At 70.5% G+C, this 17,080-nt stretch carries 17 protein-coding genes; 6 read left to right on the plus strand and 11 right to left on the minus strand.

What is annotated here, in order from left to right:
* Window positions 1–39 precede the first annotated feature (39 nt).
* Window positions 40–1,080, minus strand: coding sequence for an AAA family ATPase (locus HD599_RS11195; protein WP_425489161.1), 1,041 nt, complete (start codon window positions 1,078–1,080; stop codon window positions 40–42).
* A 115-nt stretch (window positions 1,081–1,195) separates the two neighbouring features.
* Here HD599_RS11195 and cofD point away from each other — a divergent pair, with 115 nt between their 5' ends.
* The gene (gene cofD / locus HD599_RS11200) at window positions 1,196–2,143 is read left to right on the plus strand and encodes a 2-phospho-L-lactate transferase (RefSeq protein WP_184237482.1); all 948 of its coding nucleotides are present in this window, start codon (window positions 1,196–1,198) and stop codon (window positions 2,141–2,143) included.
* A gap of 115 nt (window positions 2,144–2,258) precedes the next feature.
* Here cofD and cofC read toward each other — a convergent pair whose 3' ends face one another.
* Genes cofC through HD599_RS11215 form a run of 3 tightly spaced genes read right to left on the minus strand, consistent with a single transcriptional unit; the run spans window position 2,259 to window position 4,779 of the window.
* On the minus strand, window positions 2,259–3,017 hold the full coding sequence (cofC, locus tag HD599_RS11205) for a 2-phospho-L-lactate guanylyltransferase (protein WP_343062024.1): 759 nt from the start codon (window positions 3,015–3,017) through the stop codon (window positions 2,259–2,261).
* Window positions 3,014–3,778 (minus strand): coenzyme F420-0:L-glutamate ligase, encoded by a 765-nt coding sequence (cofE, locus tag HD599_RS11210; RefSeq protein ID WP_184237485.1) that lies wholly within the window; start codon window positions 3,776–3,778, stop codon window positions 3,014–3,016. The genes cofC and cofE overlap by 4 nt, the downstream gene beginning before the upstream one ends.
* Window positions 3,778–4,779, minus strand: coding sequence for a TIGR03557 family F420-dependent LLM class oxidoreductase (locus tag HD599_RS11215; protein WP_184237488.1), 1,002 nt, complete (start codon window positions 4,777–4,779; stop codon window positions 3,778–3,780). The genes cofE and HD599_RS11215 overlap by 1 nt, the downstream gene beginning before the upstream one ends.
* 101 nt (window positions 4,780–4,880) lie before the next feature.
* Here HD599_RS11215 and HD599_RS11220 point away from each other — a divergent pair, with 101 nt between their 5' ends.
* Both HD599_RS11220 and HD599_RS11225 read left to right on the plus strand, forming a co-directional pair.
* Entirely contained in the window at window positions 4,881–5,462 is a 582-nt protein-coding gene (locus HD599_RS11220; RefSeq protein ID WP_184237491.1) for a TetR/AcrR family transcriptional regulator, read from the plus strand.
* A 10-nt stretch (window positions 5,463–5,472) separates the two neighbouring features.
* Window positions 5,473–6,288, plus strand: coding sequence for an endo alpha-1,4 polygalactosaminidase (locus HD599_RS11225; protein ID WP_184237493.1), 816 nt, complete (start codon window positions 5,473–5,475; stop codon window positions 6,286–6,288).
* Between the two features lie 12 nt (window positions 6,289–6,300).
* Here HD599_RS11225 and HD599_RS11230 read toward each other — a convergent pair whose 3' ends face one another.
* The 3 genes from HD599_RS11230 to HD599_RS11240 all read right to left on the minus strand — a co-directional run bounded on the left by HD599_RS11230 (window position 6,301) and on the right by HD599_RS11240 (window position 8,647).
* Window positions 6,301–7,092 carry a hypothetical protein gene (locus HD599_RS11230; RefSeq protein WP_184237496.1) on the minus strand — a complete coding sequence of 264 codons (792 nt, stop codon included), beginning with the start codon at window positions 7,090–7,092 and terminating at the stop codon, window positions 6,301–6,303.
* Window positions 7,093–7,211: 119 nt separating this feature from the next.
* The gene (gene coaD, locus HD599_RS11235) at window positions 7,212–7,700 is read right to left on the minus strand and encodes a pantetheine-phosphate adenylyltransferase (RefSeq protein WP_184237499.1); all 489 of its coding nucleotides are present in this window, start codon (window positions 7,698–7,700) and stop codon (window positions 7,212–7,214) included.
* 23 nt (window positions 7,701–7,723) lie between these two features.
* Window positions 7,724–8,647 (minus strand): LysR family transcriptional regulator, encoded by a 924-nt coding sequence (locus HD599_RS11240; RefSeq protein ID WP_184237502.1) that lies wholly within the window; start codon window positions 8,645–8,647, stop codon window positions 7,724–7,726.
* 71 nt (window positions 8,648–8,718) lie between these two features.
* Between HD599_RS11240 and HD599_RS11245 the strand changes: the two genes are divergently transcribed.
* Entirely contained in the window at window positions 8,719–9,630 is a 912-nt protein-coding gene (locus HD599_RS11245; protein ID WP_184237505.1) for an EamA family transporter, read from the plus strand.
* Window positions 9,631–9,634: 4 nt separating this feature from the next.
* Here HD599_RS11245 and HD599_RS11250 read toward each other — a convergent pair whose 3' ends face one another.
* From HD599_RS11250 to HD599_RS11260, 3 genes are all read right to left on the minus strand, one after another.
* A complete protein-coding gene (locus tag HD599_RS11250) occupies window positions 9,635–11,812 on the minus strand; it encodes a DEAD/DEAH box helicase (RefSeq protein WP_184240562.1) in 2,178 nt (725 codons plus the stop codon).
* 79 nt (window positions 11,813–11,891) lie between these two features.
* On the minus strand, window positions 11,892–13,013 hold the full coding sequence (locus HD599_RS11255) for a magnesium and cobalt transport protein CorA (protein WP_184237508.1): 1,122 nt from the start codon (window positions 13,011–13,013) through the stop codon (window positions 11,892–11,894).
* A 79-nt stretch (window positions 13,014–13,092) separates the two neighbouring features.
* A complete protein-coding gene (locus tag HD599_RS11260) occupies window positions 13,093–14,805 on the minus strand; it encodes an acyl-CoA dehydrogenase family protein (RefSeq protein ID WP_184237511.1) in 1,713 nt (570 codons plus the stop codon).
* 93 nt (window positions 14,806–14,898) lie between these two features.
* On the opposite strand from HD599_RS11260, the gene rsmD reads away from it, so the two are divergent.
* Entirely contained in the window at window positions 14,899–15,474 is a 576-nt protein-coding gene (rsmD, locus tag HD599_RS11265; protein ID WP_184237514.1) for a 16S rRNA (guanine(966)-N(2))-methyltransferase RsmD, read from the plus strand.
* A gap of 36 nt (window positions 15,475–15,510) precedes the next feature.
* Here the strand turns inward: rsmD and thiL are convergent, their stop codons facing one another.
* On the minus strand, window positions 15,511–16,485 hold the full coding sequence (gene thiL, locus HD599_RS11270) for a thiamine-phosphate kinase (RefSeq protein ID WP_184237517.1): 975 nt from the start codon (window positions 16,483–16,485) through the stop codon (window positions 15,511–15,513).
* Between the two features lie 23 nt (window positions 16,486–16,508).
* Between thiL and HD599_RS11275 the strand changes: the two genes are divergently transcribed.
* Window positions 16,509–17,036 carry a DUF3515 family protein gene (locus tag HD599_RS11275; RefSeq protein ID WP_184237520.1) on the plus strand — a complete coding sequence of 176 codons (528 nt, stop codon included), beginning with the start codon at window positions 16,509–16,511 and terminating at the stop codon, window positions 17,034–17,036.
* The last annotated feature ends 44 nt before the right edge of the window (window positions 17,037–17,080 follow it).

Genomic DNA, 17,080 nt, shown 5'->3' on the forward strand with positions numbered 1-17,080 from the left:
CCTCGTAGCCCGCCGACGTGTGCCGCGCCGCGCCATCCGTCAGCCCGCGTGCCCCGCGAGCCCGCCGGCGCCGAGCGGAACCGGGGTCTGCGCCACGATCCGGGCGATGATCTCCGCGACGCTCGCCCGCGCGACCCCGCCGGAACGGTTGGCGGCGATGAGGCGGTGGGCGAGCACGGGGGCGACGATCGCGTTGATGTCGTCGGGCAGCACGAACTCGCGGCCGTCGAGGGCGGCGCGTACCTTGGCGGCACGCACGAGCTGCAGGGTGGCGCGGGGGCTGGCGCCGAGTCGCAGTTCGGGGTCGGTGCGGGTGGCCTGCGAGAGACGCACGACGTACTGCTCGACGGCCTGGCTGACGAACACGTTGCGCGCGGTGTGGATCATGGCGGAGAGCTGCTGGCCGGAGACGACCGGCACGACGTCTTCGAGCGGGCTGCGGGTCTCGCGCGAGCGCAGCATCGCGATCTCGGCTGAGGAGTCGGGGTAGCCCATCGAGATGCGCGCCATAAAGCGGTCGCGCTGCGCCTCGGGCAGGGCGTAGGTGCCCTCCATCTCGATGGGGTTCTGCGTGGCGACGACGGTGAACGGCGAGGCCAGCGCGTAGGTCGTGCCATCGACCGTGACCTGCTTCTCCTCCATGCACTCGAGCAGGGCGGACTGGGTCTTCGGGCTGGCCCGGTTGATCTCGTCGCCGATGACGAGGTTGGCGAACACGGGGCCGGGCTTGAACTCGAACTCCCGGTCGGCCTGGTTGTAGATCGAGACACCGGTGATGTCGGAGGGCAGCAGGTCGGGGGTGAACTGGATGCGCGAGACCGAGCAGTCGAGGCTCTTGGCCAGCGCGCGGGCCAGCATGGTCTTGCCGACCCCGGGAACGTCTTCGATGAGCAGGTGGCCCTCGGCGAGGATGACGGTGAGCGCCATCTCGACGGCCTCGCGCTTGCCGTCGATCACCGTCTCGACGGAACCGATGATCGCGCGGCTCGAGCGGAAGAACTCCTCGATCGAGAGCGTCTCGTGATCGACGTCGGAGGCCGCTTCGTGCCCGGGTTCGAACCTCGCCGCAATGCTGTTCACGCTACGAGTGTGGCAGAACTTCACTACCGGTCGTACTGGGAGTTGACCCCATCTATGAACCTCCGATGAATGCTAGGGTGGGGCCCCGTCAGCCACGGCGACGTATCGTGGACCGGTGAAGATAACCGTGCTTTCCGGCGGCGTCGGCGGCGCCCGTTTCCTCCGCGGTGTGCGTGAGCACGCGCGCGGCATCCCCGAGGCCGAGATCACCGCTGTGGTCAACACCGGCGACGACATGTGGCTCACGAGCCTGCGCATCGCGCCCGACCTCGACTCGATCATGTACACGCTCGCGGGCGAGAACGACGAGGAGCGCGGCTGGGGCCGGGTCGGCGAGACCGAGCGGGTGAGCGGCGAACTGCGCGCGTACGGCATCGGCTGGCCGTGGTTCACCCTCGGCGACCTCGACATCGGCACCCACCTCGCCCGCACCGACCTGCTGCGGTCGGGCATGCCGCTGAGCGCGGTCACCGACCGCATCACCTCGCGCTGGGACCTCGGCGTGCACCTCATCCCCGCAACCGACGACGAGGTGGAGACGCACGTCACGGTCGAGGGCGGCGAGCTGCACTTCCAGGAATGGTGGACGAAGCACCGCGCCACCGTTCCCGCGCTCGGCTTCGTGCAGCACTACGTCGAGAACTCGACCCCCGCGCCCGGCGTGCTCGCGGCGATCGCCGACGCCGACGTGGTGCTGATCGCCCCGTCGAACCCCGTCGTCTCGATCGGCACGATCCTCGGCATCCCCGGCATCCGCGCGGCGGTCGCCGCGACCTCCGCCCGCGTCGTCGGCGTCTCGCCGATCATCGCCGGGGCGGTCGTGCGCGGCATGGCCGACGCCTGCCTGACCGCCATCGGTGTGGAGACCTCCGCCGAGGCGGTCGGCCTGCACTACGGCGCCCGGTCGGCCGGCGGCATCCTCGATGCCTGGCTCATCGACGAGACGGATGCTGCGGCTGTCCCGGCGCTCGAGGCCGCGGGCATCGCGGCCCGCGCCGTACCGCTTTGGATGCGTGACCCCGCGACGAGCGCGCAGCTCGCCGCCGACGCCCTGGCCCTGTAGCCCCGGCGCTCGCCACCGTCGCCCGACAGGACCGATCGGGCCCGACGCCCGCTCGACAGGACGGATCGGCGTGTCGGGCGGGCCGCATCCTGTCGACCGCAGGGGGCGCGCGAACCTAGCCCAGAACCTCGGCCGTGAACCGTCCCACGCGCGGCGCGAGGTCGGCGAGCTGCTGCGGGGTGTCGACGTCGCGGCGCAGGCCGGAATCGGCGTCGACCGCCAGCTCGACGTAGCCCGCGGCGGCGTGCGCTGCCCGTGAGCCGGCGCCGAACGCGGTCGCGTGCACGGCCCCGTCGGCCGCCGCGATGAGCGCCGTGCCGGTGCCGTCGGCGTCGGGCACCATCGAGAGCTCGTGCGCGGTGGCCGCGGCGAGCGCGGCGGCGAGTTCCGCGGGCTGCAGCGCGGGCAGGTCGCCGAGCAGCACGGCCACTCCCCTGCCCGGGGCGCCGAGGTCGGTGGCGACGTCGAGCCCGTCGGCGATCGCGGCGGCGAGCCCCGACGGCTGCTCCTCGATCACGACGAACGCGCCGAGGTCGTCGAACGCCGGCGCCGCTTCCGCGGTCGTCACGACGAGCACCAGGACGACGGATGCCGCGGCGAGCGCAGCCGCGACCGTGTCGAGCGCGAGCGCCTGGGCCAGGGCAGCGCGGTCGGGGTGGCCGTCGCCGAGACGCGACTTCGCCTCCCCGGTTCCCTTCACGGGGATGACGACGATCCACTCGCGCGTGGGTTCCGCGACGTGGGTCTCGCGGACGGGCTTGCCGGTGCGGCGGATACCGGTATCGCGGGGCCGCGACTCGAACTGCTCGACGGCCGCGCGCTCGATCTCCGAGCGGGCGGACTGGCGGGAGGTGGGGAAGTGCGATTCGGTCACTGCGCCTCCTCCGGCGCCGCCGCGAGCCCCGCCGCGTACCCTTCGGCGAACGCCTCCGCGGCACCGAGCCGGAACATGTCGGCTTCCGCGCGACGGATGAGCACGCGGGCGCCGGGCGCATCCGCGTCGAGGAGCCGGCCCAGCCCGCGGACGACCGCGACGGGCAGCCCGCCGCTCTTGCCCTTGACCAGGTCGGCCGCCGCGGCGATCTCGTCGCCGACGGCGGGAAGGGTGACGTCGAGCCGGCGACCGTGCGAGTCGAGGGTGCCGCGCAGGTCGTCGAGCAGGCGCACGCCGCTCGAGCCGATCGTGACGTCGGTCTGCCCCTCGCGCCAGGCGCGGCCGAGCGTGTCGGTGATGACGATGCCGATGCGGATGCCGAAGCGCTCCTGGAGCGCGGCGCGCAGCCGGGCGGCGCTCGCGTCGGGGTCGACCGGCAGCAGGAGCACGGTGCCGTCGGCGGTGTTGCTCGAGTCGACGCCCGCCGCCGCGGCGACCATGCCGAGACGGTTCTCGACGATGCGCGTGACCCCGCCCGGGTGCGCCCGGGTCGCGACGACGCGCACGGTCTCGTCGGTGATCGCCTGCTCGCGGTCGGCGGCCTGCACGATGCGGCCCTCGGCCTTCGAGATGATCTTGCTGGTGACCGCGAGGATGTCGCCGTCGGCGAGCAGCCCGTCGAGGGCGTCGCCGAGGATCTGCGCGAGGTCGCTGGTCGGAGAGATTTCGGGGATGCCCGCCGCGGCGTAGACGGAGAGCATCAGCGCACGAGTTTCGGGAGGACGTCGCGGCCGAACACGTCGATCCACTCGCGCTGGTTGCGTCCGACGTTGTGCAGGTAGATGCGGTCGAAGCCGAGGTCGACGTAGCGCTGGATGTGCGCGCGGTGCACCTCGGGGTCGGAGTCGACGATCATGCGTCCGTCGAAGTCCTCGGGGCGCACGAGTTTGGCGAGCTGTTCGAGTTCGAAGGGCGAGCGGATGTCGCTCTTGGGGAACCGCATCCCGCCGTTGGGCCACTCGACCAAGGCGTTGCGCATGGCTTCCTCGGTGGTCGGCGCCCAGCTGAGGTGCAGCTGCAGCACGCGCGGCATCGTCGACGGGTCCTTGCCGGCGTCGCGGGCGCCCTCGTCGAACTTCGCGAACAGTCCGGCGATCTTCTCGATCGGCGCTCCCACGGTGATGAGGCCGTCGACGGTGCGTCCGGCGCGCTTGGCCGTGACCGGTCCCGCGGTAGCCACGAGGATCTCCGGCGCGACATCCGGCATCGTCCACAGCCGGGTCGACTCGAGCTTGAAGAATTGACCGCTGTGTTTGACGTCTTTGCCGGCGAGGGACGCGGCGAAGAGCTTCTTGATCACGTCGACCGCCTCGAACATACGGTTGATGCGCTCGGGCGCCTCCGGCCAGTACTGCCCGACGATGTGCTCGTTGAGGGCCTCGCCGGAGCCGATGCCCAACCAGTGACGGCCCGGGAACATCGCGGCCAGGGTCGCGCTCGCCTGGGCGACCATCGCCGGGTGGTACCGGAACGTCGGCGCGGTGACACCGGGACCCATGTCGCCCGTAGTGCGTTCGCCGATCGCGGAGAGCACGTTCCAGACGAACGAGCTCTGACCCTGCTGCGGCACCCAGGGCTGGAAGTGGTCGGCGGCCATCACGCCCGAGAAACCGTGCGCTTCAGCGTAGACGGCGAGATCGACGGCTTCCCTCGGGTGGAACTGCTCGAGCATCGCGGCGTAGCCGACCTGCAAACCTGTCATCCATCGATTCTCGCACCTCTGTATTTCGTCCGGATCTCACCGGGCACAAACCGCGACGAAGTGTAACGTGGGGAGAACGAGCGTTCCGGTAGTCTGAGCGGATGTCCAGTGAGTTGCTCGTCGAGAAGCGCCCGTCCCAGGCGCGGCAGCGGCTTTTGGCCACGGCGTCCGACCTGTTCTACCGCGAGGGAATCCACGCGGTCGGCGTCGACCGCGTCGTCGTCACCGCCGCGGTCACCCGGGCGACGTTCTACCGGCACTTCCCGAGCAAAGAGGACCTCGTGCTGGCCTACCTCGCCCGTGAGGACGCCGACATGCGGGCCGCCGTCGCCCCCATCCTCGCCGAAGACACCGCCGACGACGCACTGCTCGAGATCCTGATCCAGATCGTCGCCGACGACATCACCCTGCACCACACCCGCGGCTGCCCGTTCATCAACGCGGCCGCCGAGTACCCCGACCCGCAGAGCCCGGTGCGCGTCTTGATCGCCGGCCACCGCGAGTGGACCCGCGCGACCCTGAGCTTCGCGCTCGAGACCGCCGGTCGAGCCGACTACGAGACGCGCGCCGGCACCCTCGTGTTGCTGCGCGACGCCGCGTTCGTGGGCAGCTATCTCGATACGCCCGAAACCGTGCGCGAGACCTTCGTCGCCACCGCGCGCGCGGTCGCGGGCCTCGGCTAGCGGGCACACCGTGCGCACCGCCCCGGCAGCGTTCCTCGCCGCCGCGCTCGTGCTGCTCGCCGGCTGTTCCGCGTCGCCGCAGTCGAGCACCGACGTCTCTCTTCCGCCGGCTGGCGCTGTCGTCGACTACCAGCTCGGCGGCGGCTACGAACCGGCCGACGGCGTCGGCGGTGTCGCTCGCGACAGCACCGACATCCCCGCTCCCGGGCTGTACTCGGTCTGCTACATCAACGGCTTCCAGACGCAGCCCGCCGACCGCGACCTCTGGCTCGACGACCGCGCAGACCTCGTGCTCACCGGTACGGGCGGCGAACCGGTCATCGACGAGAACTGGCCCGACGAACTGATTCTCGACACCTCGTCCGACGACAAGCGCGATCGCATCGCCGGCTTCACGACCGAGGTCTTCGCCGGCTGCGCCGATGCGGGCTTCGACGCCGTCGAGATCGACAACCTCGACTCGTACACGCGCTCCGACGGCGCGCTCACCGACGACGACGCGATCGCCCTCGCCACGCTCTACGCCGAGAGCGCCCACGCCCTGGGTCTGGCCATCGCGCAGAAGAACGCGGTCGAACTCGGGACCCGCGGGCGCGACGACGCGGGCTTCGACTTCGCCGTCGCCGAGGAGTGCCAGCGCTTCGACGAGTGCGACCGCTACACCGAGGTGTACGGCGAGCACGTCATCGACATCGAGTACACCGACGACCTGCTCGGCGAGTTCGCCGACGTCTGCGCCGATCCGCAGGTGCCGGCCTCGACGATCCTGCGCGACCGCGACCTCACGACACCGGACAGCCCCGAGTACGTGTTCGAGAGCTGCTAGCCGGGCGAACGGCTAGTCGAGCGAGTCGATCCCGCGCAGTTTGGCGAGCAGGTCGGCCTTGTTCAACCGCGAGTAGCCCGTGACACCGGTCGCGCCCGCGTGGCTGCGCAGCGCGACCATGGTCCACGACTCCGACGGCTCGGTACTCGCGCGCACGGCCGAGGTGCCGGTGCGGCGGGGCGTGCGGGCGGATGACGCGGGAGCACGCTTCGCGACCGGGATGCTCGGCAGCGCCGCTGCCTTCTTCGCGGTGGACTTCTTCGCCCCGACGGTCTGTGCGGCGGCGGGCTTCTTCGCGGCAACCGGCTTCGCCACGACCTCGGTCGCGACAACCGGCGTCTTCGCGGCAGCCGTTTTCTTGGAGACCACAGCCGGCTTCGCGGCCTTCAGCTTCGCGGTCGCATCGGCGGCGGCAGCGGCGAGTTCCGCCGCGAGCTCCCGCTCTTTCGCCACCGCCTTCTCGGCGCGCCTGGCTTCCTTCGCCGCGAGCTTCTCGGCGATCTCCTTCGCCTTGGTCAGCTGCTTCTTCACGAGCGCGCGCTCCTGCTTCAGCTCCTTCTTCGCCTTCGCCGCGGCCTTCTCGGCCTCTTTGCGCTCGGCCTTTTTCGCGGCCTTCTTGGCCAGGGCGGTGTCCTCGGCGATCGCCTTCTTCAGGAACTTGGCCTCGGCCTTGCGGTCGGCCTTCTCCTGAGCCTTCTTGACGGCCTTGAGCGCGGCCTTCTCGGCGGCGGCCTTCTGCGCTTTTTCGAGAGCCTTCTTCTCGGCCTTCTTGTCGGGCTTGGTTGACGGGGTCTTCGACGACACGGTGCGCTCCTTGTCCACGGCGCGGTCCAGCGCCTGAATCGCTCCATTATCTCGCGACGTGCGCGGAGGACGGTGGACGTAGGTTGCGCGTCGCGTAAACGACGGCTGAACTCAGCGGCCTACTCGACGCGCTGCTGCAGGTAGTTGGCGACGGCCGGCGGCACGTACGGCGCCACGTCTCCGCCGAGCGCCGACACCTGGCGGACGAGCGAGCTCGACACGTGGGTGTGCGCGGGGTTCGGCAGCATAAAGATCGTCTCGACGCCGGCGAGGTCGCGGTTGACGATCGCCATCGGCGTCTCGTAGGCGACGTCGATCTGCGAACGGATTCCCTTGACCAGGACGCTGGCTCCGACATCCGTGCAGTAGTCGACGAGCAGTCCGACGCTCCAGCTGGTGACGATGATGTTCGACGGCAGGTCGGCCTCGGCAACCGATTTCTCGATCAGCGAGACGCGCTGCGCGATCGGCAGCAGCGCGGTCTTGCCCGGGTTGTGCACCACGAGCACGTGCAACTCGTCGAAGAGGCGGGCGGCCCGCCCGATGACGTCGAGGTGGCCCAGCGTGACGGGGTCGAACGATCCAGGAACAACGGCGATCCTCTTCATCCCCTCACCCTAGCCGGTGAACGTTACCGTCCCGTTACCGGCGCGGAAGTCTGCAGCGCCGCCTCGGCCACGTAGGCGTCGAGCACGACCCGCACCGCGAGCCGCGCCGCCCGGTCCGGACGCAGCAGCGCCTCGATGTGCCGCCCGGCGCGCACGTCGGTGAGCGGCAGCAGCCGGTACCGCCCCGCGGCCCGGCCGAGCGAGGTGTGCCGTGGCAGCAGCGCGACGCCGTGCCCGGTTGCCACCAAGTTCTCGATGAGCGGGAGGTGCGTCGAACGGTGGATGACGCGGGCCGGCGTCCCGGCCGCGACGGCCATCGCGGCGAGCACCCGGTCGATCGGGTAGTCGACCGGCACCCCGATCCAGTCCTCGCCGATGACGTCGGCGACCGTCACCCTCTCGCGCCCGGCAAGCCGGTGCCCGAGCGAGACGCCCACGTCGAGCGGCTCGCGCACGAGCGGAACGACGCGCAGCACCGACGGTGCGGGCGGCAGTACGTCGTCGGAGCGGTGCGCGATCACGATGTCGTAGTCGGCGGTGAGGTCGGCGAAGTCGTCCTGCGAGACGTCCTGGTCGTCGAACTCGACCCGGATCCCGGGGTACTCCGTGATGCGGGTGAGCATGCCGGGCACGAACAACTCGGACGCGGACTGGAACGACGCCACGCGCACCACTCCTGTGGCGCCGCCGCGGTAGGCGTCCCAGGTCGCCTCGGCCTCGGCGATCGCGGTCGAGATGCGCACGGAACTCTCGGCGAGGGCGGTGCCGGCGTCGGTCAGCCGCACGCCGCGACCGACCCGTTCCACCAGCACGACGCCGACCTGCCGCTGCAGCGTCCGGAGCTGTTGGGAGACGGCGCTCGGCGATTTGCCGAGGGCGAGGGCCACCTCCGTGATGCTGCCGCGGTCGGCCAGTTCCCGGAGAAGAGCGAGCTGTGCGACATCCATGAAGGGAGTCTACAAAGTCGATGCATCATCCGGGCGTAGACCTTCATCGTGATCTGGGCGAGCATGGGGACATGCTGCTCCGCCACCGCCTCCTCGCCGTCCTCGTCGCCGTCCTCTGGGGCGTCAACTTCCCGGCGACGGCCCTCGCGCTCGAACACTTCCCGCCGTTGTTCATGGTGGCGCTGCGGTTCGCGATCATCGCCGTGCCGACGATCATCTTCATCCCGCGGCCGAAGATCCCGCTGCGCTGGCTCATCGCCGTCGGATTCGGCATCGGCACCATGCAGTTCGCGTTCCTCTACCTCGGAATGGCCGCCGGTATGCCGAGCGGTCTCGCCTCGATCGTGCTGCAGGCCTCCGCGCCGTTCACCGTGATCATCGCCGGCATCTGGCTGCGCGAGCGCATCACGTCGCGGCAGGCGGTCGGCATCGCGATCGCGGTGCTCGGCCTCGCCGCGATCGCCGTGCACCGCTCGCAGGTCGCCGCGCTGCTGCCGGTCGTGCTCACCCTCTGCGGCGCGCTCGGCTGGGCGATCGGCAACGTCTCGACCCGCCGCGCCCAGGCGCCGAACGCGCTGCACCTGACCCTGTGGATGTCGGTGGTGCCGGTCGTGCCGATGCTGATCCTGTCGCTGTTGATCGAGGGTCCCGCCCGGATCGGCGACAGTCTCGCGACATCCTTCACTCCCGAGGCTCTGCCGGCCGTTCTCGGACTGCTCTACGTGATCCTGATCGCCACTGTGGTCGGCTACAGCATCTGGAACAACCTGCTGTCGGTCTACCCGTCGAGCACGGTCGCGCCGTTCTCGATGCTCGTGCCCGTGGTGGGCGTGCTCGCCTCGTGGATCGCGTTCGGCCAGCTCATCGACGGCGTCGAACTCGTCGCGGGCGGCGCGGTCGTGGCCGGGGTGCTCGTCGCGAGCTACCGGCGGCGGGTGCGCGAGGCGTCTGCCGAGCTGGCGCTCACGGTTCCCGCCGCCTGAACGCTCAGCTCTTCGAGAGGAAGGCTTCCGCTTCGGCGTCGAGCCGGCGGGCGAGCGCCTCGGCCAGGTCGGGGTAGTCGACGAGCTGCGGGTCGACCTCGAGCACCGCGGACGCGAGCTCTCTCGCCTCGGCGATGAGCGCGCCATCCTTCACCACCCGCAGCAGCCGCAGGCTGGAGCGGCCGCCCGACTGAGTGGTGCCGAGCACGTCGCCCTCCTGGCGCAGTTCGAGGTCCTTCTGGGCGAGCTCGAAACCGTCGAGAGTGGATGCCACGGCCTCGACGCGTTCTCTGGCCAGCGTGCCGTCTTCGGCGTGGGTCACGAACAGGCAGACGCTCGGCACGCCACCGCGACCGACACGGCCGCGCAGCTGGTGCAGCTGGGAGACGCCGAAGCGGTCGGCGTCGAGGATCACCATGGTGCTCGCGTTCGGCACGTCGACGCCGACCTCGATCACCGTGGTGGCGACGAGGATGTCGATGCGGCCGGCGGCGAAGGCCTGCATCACGCCGTCCTTCTCCTCGCTCGGCATACGGCCGTGCAGCACCTCGAGGCGGAGACCGGCGAGCGCCGGGTGGGCTCGCAGTTCGGCGGCGGTCTCGGTGACGTTGGCGATCTTCTGCGCCTGCTTCGAACCCGGGGCGCCGGCGGCCGAAGGCTCGGCGACCTCGGCGCCCGGCTCCACCTCCTCCACCTCTTTCGCGTCGATCGCGGGGCAGACCACGAAGACCTGGCGGCCCTGGGCGATCTCCTCGGCGGCGCGCGACCAGACCCGGTCGTAGAGCGGTTTGTTCCAGACCACGAAGCTCTTGATCGGCACGCGGCCGCCGGGCAGCTCGGCGATCGTGGAGATGTCGAGGTCGCCGAACACCGTCATCGCCACGGTGCGCGGGATCGGCGTCGCGGTCAGCACGAGCACGTGCGGCGGGGTCGTGCCTTTGAGCCGGAGGGCCTCGCGCTGGTCGACGCCGAAGCGGTGCTGCTCGTCGACCACGACGAGACCGAGGTCGAAGAAGCCGACGTTGTCGCTGAGCAGGGCGTGGGTACCGACCACGATGCGGGCCGAACCCGAGACAGCGGCGAGCAGCGCCTTGCGCTTCTCGGCGACGGGGAGCTGCCCGGTGATGAGCACGGGCCGCAGCCGCGCGGCGAGATCGGGCCCGAGCGTCTTGACGATCGAGCGGAAGTGCTGCTGCGCGAGCACCTCGGTGGGCGCGAGCAGCGCGGACTGGCCGCCCGACTCGGCGACGGCGAGCATGGCCCGCAGAGCGACGAGCGTCTTGCCGGAACCCACCTCGCCCTGCACGAGCCGGTTCATCGGCGTGCCGGACTGCAGGTCGCCCGCGACCTCCTGGCCGACGCGCTGTTGGTCGCCGGTCAGGGTGAACGGCAGGGCCGCGTCGAACCCGGCGAGCAGGCCGCCGGCCGCGCGCGGGGTCGAGGCGACCGACCGCAGCTTGGCGCGCTGCTGCAGCAGCGCAGCCTGCAGCACAAATGCCTCCTGGAAGCGCAGCGCTTTGCGCGCGCCGGCCCACTCGGCGTCGGTCGACGGCCGGTGGATGCTCTGCACCGCGCGCTCGTAGCTCATCAGCTTGCGGCGCGTGCGGATGGCGGCGGGCACCGGGTCGGTGAGCGGCGGCAGGGTGTCGAGCACCACGGAGACCGCCTTCTGGATCTGCCAGCTGGTCATCGACGCGGTCGCCGGGTAGACCGGCACGAGGGTCTCGAGGAACGCGCGCGTCGCCTCTCCCCCGTCGCCGAGGTCGGCGGCGTCGAACAGCTCGTAGTCGGGGTGGGTGAGCTGCAGCGCTCCGCGGTACTCGCCGATCTTGCCGGCGAAGATGCCGCGCACGCCGGGCACGAGCTCCTCTTTGCGGAACGCCTGGTTGAAGAAGGTGAGCGACAGTATGCCCTTGCCGTCGCTGATCTTGACCTCGAGGATCGACCCCTTGCGCGCCTGCATCGACCGCTGGCTCACTGACAGCACCTCGGCGACGATCGTGACGTTCTCGTCGAGCGGCAGGTGGGTGAGTTCGGTCAGTTCTCCCCGCCGGATGTAGCGGCGCGGGTAGTGGCTGAGGAGATCGCCCACGGTCTGGAGCTTGAGGCCCTTCGCGAGGGCGGCGCTCGTGCGGGGACCGAGCGCTTTCTTGAGCGGCTCGTCGAGCGGGGAGGTCACGATTCCAGATTACGCGGATTGAGCCTGTCGGAATCAGGGTCGGAGGGGTTGGTGGATTTCGACACGCTCGATCCGCCGGCTGCTACAGCCAGTGCCGCTTGCGGAACACCGCGAACAACGTGCCGCCCACCGCGACCATCAGCAGCAACGCAGCCGGGTAGCCGAACGCCCAGTCGAGCTCGGGCATCAACGCGAAGTTCATGCCGTAGATGCCGGTGACGAGCGTCGGCGCGAAGAAGATGGCCGCCCAGGCCGAGATCTTGCGCGCCTCCTCCGCCTGCCGGTTGCTCGACTCGGTGATCTTCTGCATGTCGTCGTTCTGCCGCTGGGCCACGAGGGTGGCGTTCACGGTGAGGATGTCGCGCAGCAGGATGCGGAACTCCTCGATGCGCTCCGTCACATGCGTCACGTGGTCGGCGACGTCGCGCAGGTACTGCTGCAGGTCGACCGCGATCGAGTACTTGTCGAAGCCGCTGGAAATCTGGTCGAGGATGCCGATGAGCGGCTGGGCGGCGCGCTGGAAGTCGATGACCTCGCGGGAGAGCTCGTAGATGCGCCGGGAGACCCGCGGGTCCCCGTCGAACACCTGCGTCTCGATCTCGTCGATGTCCTTCGCGATGCCCGCGACGACGGGCGCGTAGCCGTCGACCACGGCGTCGAGGATCGCGTAGAGCACCGCTTCGGTGCCTCGCGCGAGCAGGTCGGGCGATTCCTCGAGCCGGGACCGCACGAGCGACAGGTCGGGCGATTCCGAGTGGCGCACCGTGATGACGAAGTTCGGGCCGATGAAGATGTGGAGTTCGCCGAATTCGACCTCTTCCGCGTCGTCGAGGTAGCGCGCCGCGCGCAGCACGACGAACAGCGTCTCGCCGTAGCGCTCGAGTTTGGGGCGCTGGTGGGCGAGAACCGCGTCCTCGACCGCGAGCTCGTGCAACCCGAACTGGCCGGCGAGCGAGGTGAGTTCGTCGATCGACGGCCGGTACAGGCCGATCCACGCCATCGAGTCGGCGTGGTGGTCGAGGGCGAGGTACGTGGTGTCGAGGGAGGTGGGCGTCTCGACGCGGCATCCGTCTCTGTAGATGGCGTTATTGACCAGGCTGGAGCGTGCGGAAGCCGGTTCGTCGGCGAACAGCTCGGGCTCGGCGGCCGGCGTCGGCTTGCTGCGCGAGAGCCCGCGGAACGGCTTGCGGAAATCGGGGGACATGCGTCACACGGTACGCCGTCCGGTCGCTGAGCTTGTCGAAGCGCGCGGTGGCCCTTCGACAAGCTCAGGGACCGACTACCTACAGCTCGAACGCGTACCCGTTCGACTCGCGCACCGCCGCGCCGATCTTCTTCGTGACGGCGTCGGCGTTCACCTCGAGCGAGCGCAGGTCGCGGCCCACCTGGCGCGCCGAGCTGTCGCAGAACTCGGCGGCGACCGTGATCTCCGCGGCCGTCGCGGGGGCGCCGTCACGGGCACGCGTCGCGGTGGCCCGGCTGATGACCGCCACCTGCGCGTAGATCCCGGATGCGGCATCCGCCAGTCTCTTCTGCATGAGTTGTTTCTCCTGCACCTTCTTGCCGTGCTTGCGCAGCGACCACTCGGCGCGGTCGCGCAGGCGCGCCACCTGCTCGGCGACGGCGGAGACCTGCTTGGCGAGCACGGGATCCGCGCCGGCGAGCTTCTCGGGGCGCAGCGCACGGTTGACCCGCTCGGCGACGTAGGGCGCGAGCACGCCGATCGCCTTGCCGGGGGCGCCCACGGTGAGCGAGCGCACGTCGGGCAGACCGTCGCTCAGCGCCTTGATGCCGTTGAGAGCCACGTAGGCGCGCATCACGTCGTTGGCGCCCTCGAAGATCGGGAAGATACGGAAGTCGCGGAGTGCCTTGGAGAGCGGGTGGTCGTTCATAAACGCGGTGCCGCCGTGCACCTGGAACGCCTTGTTGAGCGCCTTCCAGCCGACGTCGCTCGCGACCACCTTGGTCATCGCGGACTCGAGCGAGAAGTCGGCGACGCCGCGGTCGACGAGGCCGGTGGTGAGGTACGACATCGATTCGAGGCCGTAGATCTGCGTGTTCATCCACGCGGCCTTCTCTTCGACCATCTCGAAATCGATGAGCTTGCGGTCGAACTGCGTGCGCTCGTTCGCGTGGTCGAGGGTGTAGCCGAGGAAGGCTTTCATGCCGCCTGCGATCGAGGTACCCATCGACATCCGGCCGTTGTTGAGCGTGTTCATCGCAATGCGGAACCCGTCGCCCGGCTCGCCGAGCAGGTTCTCGGCCGGCACGCGCACGTTGTCGAAGTGCACGCGCTGCAGGTTGTTGGCGCGAAGGCCGAGGGTGTCGAAGCGGGGCCCGGTGCTGAGGCCCTCCGTGCCCTTCTCGACCACGAGCGCGACGTGGCCGAGGTCGCTGCGGGCGAAGACCGTGAGCACGTCCTTCGAGCCATTGCCGATCCAGCGCTTCTCGCCGTTGAGAATCCAGCTGCCGTCGCTCTGACGCTCGGCCCAGGTCTCGAGGTTGTAGGCGTCGCTGCCCACGTTCGGTTCGGTGAGCACGAAGGCGGCGAGCTTGCGGCCCGCGGCGAGGTCGGGCAGCCAACGGGCCTTCTGGTCGTCGGTGCCGTAGAGGTAGATCGGCTTCGTGCCGATGGACTGGTGCACGCCCATCACCACGGCGAGGGCGCCGTCGGCGCGGCCGAACTCCTCCATCACCCGGCAGTACCCGGTCTGGCTGAGGCCCTGTCCGCCATACTGCTCGTCGACGAACAGCCCGAGCAGGCCGCGTTCGCCGAGGTCGCGGATCGTGTCGTCGCCGACCCAGCGCTGTTCCTCGGCCTTCCACGGGTCGTAGGTCCCGGTCAGGTACTCGCGCGCGCTCGCGGCGAGTGAGTGCACCTTGACCCGCTCCTCGCCGTCCAGGAGGGGGTACGGCATCACGAGCTCGGAGTGCGTGTTGCCGAGGAAGAGCGCTTTGGTGAAGGAGGGCTTGGGGGTTCGATCAACGCTGGCCATGCATCCGATTGTGTGGAACGTGCGGCCCCTGCGCCAACGGTTTGTCGAATGCCTACTACGGATGCCGCGTGGAATCCCGGTACCGTTGGGGCAATGACCCGCATCATCTCCGGTTTCGCCGGCTCCCTCACGCTCGCCGTGCCCGCCACCGGCACCCGTCCCACGAGCGACCGGGTCCGCGAAGCGATCTTCTCCGCGCTCGACGCCCGCGGCGCTCTCGACGGCTCCCGGGTGCTCGACCTGTACGCGGGCACCGGGTCGCTCGGGCTCGAGGCCGCATCACGCGGCGCCGCCTCTGTCGTGCTGGTGGAAAAGGGGCAGGCGGCGGTGAAGGCCTGCCGGGCCAACGCGTCGCTGCTGCTCCGCGCCGCGCCGCGCACCGGCGCCCCGCGCATCGACGTCTCGGGCCAGTCGGTCGACGGGTTCCTCGCGCCGTCGCGCGACAGCTGGGACGTGGTCTTCATCGACCCGCCGTACGACCTCGGCGAGACCGAGCTGGCTGGGATGCTGGCGCTGCTCGCTCCGCGTCTCGCGCCGGACGCGACCGTCGTGCTCGAACGCAGCTCGCGGAGCCCCGAGCCGGTGCTGCCCGAGGGCCTCGAGATCGACCGCCGCAAGGACTACGGCGACACGACGCTGTGGTGGTTGGGTACCCCGTCGGCCGACTAGCGGATTGAGCTTGTCGAAATCAGGGTTTCGACCAGCTCAACCCGCCTGGCCGCTCCACTGCTCGTACGGGTCCCAGCCGCCGCGCTTCTCGTAGTGCAGGCCGTCGACCAGTACGCCCTCACCCGCCACGACCGTGCCGATCTGGCGGAATCCCCCGGGCAGCGCGGTGCCGGGCGGGAAGGTCGCGAGCAGCGAGTGGTCCTCTCCCCCGTCGAGCGCCTCCCGGGAGCCGACCGCCACGGACGAGAGCGCGAGCGCGACACCGCTGGCCGCGGCGAGGCGTCGGGCGTCGAGCGCGAGTCCGTCGCTGAGGTCGAGCATGGCGGTGGCCCCGGCGACAGCGGCGAGGACGCCGTCGGAGATCGGAGGCGACGGCGCGAGCTGCGCGGCCACGAGAGCCGCGTCGGTGCCGCGGAGCGCGGCGGCGGCCGCGGCATCCGGACGCCCGTCGACGACGGCACGCTCGAACAGCAGCCGGAGCCCGGCAGCGGCGGCGCCGAGCACGCCGGAAACCGCGACGACGTCGCCGACGCGCGCGCCCGAGCGCAGGACGGGTCCGCGGGTGGCGAGGTCGCCGAACGCCGTGACCGCGATCGTGAGGGTGTCGGAGACCGAGAGGTCGCCGCCGACGACGCCGCAGCCGGGGGCGAGCGCGAGGCAGGCGTCGCGCAGTCCGTCGGCGATGCCCTCGAGCAGCGAGACCGGCGAGTCCGCGGGTGCCGCGATCGCGACGACGAGCGCGGTCGGGGTCGCGCCCATGGCGGCCACGTCGGCGAGGTTGGAGGCCGCGGCCTTCCAGCCGAGGTCGTGCGGGGTCGACCAGGCGAGCCGGAAGTCGGGGCCGTGGATCATCATGTCCGTCGTGACGACGAAGCGGCCGTCGGGCGCGGACATCACGGCGGAGTCGTCGCCGGGCCCGACGAGGGCGTAGTCGGAGGCGGGGAGGCGCGGGAAGATGCGCGCGAGGGTGGCGGACTCCCCGATGCCGCGCAGAGTATCGGGTTGCGTCATGCTTCACACGGTAGCCTGAACCGGTGAAAACCCCGCTCCGCCGTTCCGTCCTCCAGCTCGCCGCCGTCAGCCTGATCGCCCTCGGCGCCCTGACGGGATGCGCGCAGACGGTGGCGCTCGAACCGGCGAAGTTCGCAAGCGACGAGGGGTGCGCCGAGGTCATGGTGCGCCTGCCCGACACGGTGAGCGACCTGGCACTGCGCGAGACCAACGCGCAGGGAACCGGCGCGTGGGGTAGCCCGGCCTCGGTGCTGCTGCGCTGCGGCGTGGAGGTGCCCGACCCGACCTCGACCCTGCCGTGCGTGCTGGTCGACGACGTCTACTGGCTGCGGGACGACTCCGAGGCACCGAACTACATCTTCACGACCTACGGGCGCGAGCCGGCCACCGAGGTGATCGTCAACCGCGATGTCACCTCGCCCGGCCCGGCGCTGTTCGACCTGGTCGGTGCGGTCGGCGCGACCACCGAGGTGGGTGCCTGCACCGAGATCGAGGACAGCCTGGGCGCCGACACGGTGACGCCCGAGGCGACGCCGACGCCCGCGGGTTGAGCTTGTCGAGACCGGACTAGGCCGGGTTTCGACAGGCTCAACCC

Source organism: Conyzicola lurida (genome assembly GCF_014204935.1).
In the GTDB taxonomy this organism is placed as follows: domain Bacteria; phylum Actinomycetota; class Actinomycetes; order Actinomycetales; family Microbacteriaceae; genus Conyzicola; species Conyzicola lurida.